Origin of the sequence: Endozoicomonas sp. SESOKO1, from assembly GCF_024606265.1 — a bacterium.
Lineage (GTDB): Bacteria > Pseudomonadota > Gammaproteobacteria > Pseudomonadales > Endozoicomonadaceae > Endozoicomonas.
In genome coordinates, this window is the sequence record NZ_JAHHPP010000206.1 from 1 (window position 1) to 1004 (window position 1004).

At 53.6% G+C, this 1004-nt stretch carries 1 pseudogene; it reads left to right on the top strand.

Annotated elements, in window-relative coordinates:
* A pseudogene (locus tag KDK13_RS09725) lies at positions 1-1004 on the top strand (exodeoxyribonuclease V subunit gamma); the annotation flags it as partial.

Here is a 1004-nt window from a genome sequence, read left to right on the forward strand (position 1 = left end):
ATGCTATTTCAGATGTCAGTGCAAAAAATGAGCACCCTGTCCTTTCCGCACTTCTTAAACTGCTGGAGCTGGACAAAAGCCGCTGCTCCGCCCCGGAGCTTATGGAGCTGTTGGAAGTACCCGCCATTCAATACCGTTTCAACCTGACCACCGGTGATCTGGACATTCTGAGACAATGGACCCATGAGTCGGGTATACGCTGGGGTTTAACCCCTGCCCACCAAACCTGGTTTGACCTGCCAGAGCTGCAGGCTAACTCCTGGTCATTCGGACTCAGAAGGATGCTGCTGGGCTATGCCATGCCGGAAAATACCGGCGTCTATGATGATATTTTGCCGATGGATGCGGCTCAGGGTATGAATGCAACACTGGCAGGCTATCTGGCCTGCTTTATTGATAGCTGTGAGCAATTACTGAATGATCTGGACAACACACGAACCATTGAACAATGGATCCAGTTCACTCATCAGCTGCTGAATCGCTTTTTCCTTACCCGCTCGGAAGAGGATGAAGCCGCGCTCACACTGGTCAGGGATACCCTGTCTCACCTCTATGAACAGCTGCAGGAAGCCGGGTACCACCAGCCATTGTCACGCAGTGTCTTTATCAGTTATCTGAGTGATCGGTTGACTCAGGAGCGCAGCAGTCAGCGCTTCCTCGCCGGCCAGGTCAATTTCTGCACATTAATGCCCATGCGCTCCATCCCGTTCAGGGTTGTCTGCCTGCTGGGTATGAATGATGGTGCCTACCCCCGCAGTATTGCCCCGGCCGGATTTGACCTGATCGCCCGCCATGGCAGGCGTGGTGACCGCTCACGCCGGGTAGACGACCGTTATCTGTTCCTGGAGGCCCTGCTGTCTGCCCAGGATACCCTTTACATCAGCTATGTTGGTCGACGGATACAGGATAACAGTGAGCGCATACCTTCCGTGCTGGTCACCGAACTGCTCAACTACTGCGAGCAGGGTTTTGGCCTGAAACAAGAGCATTTGGTTATTGATCAC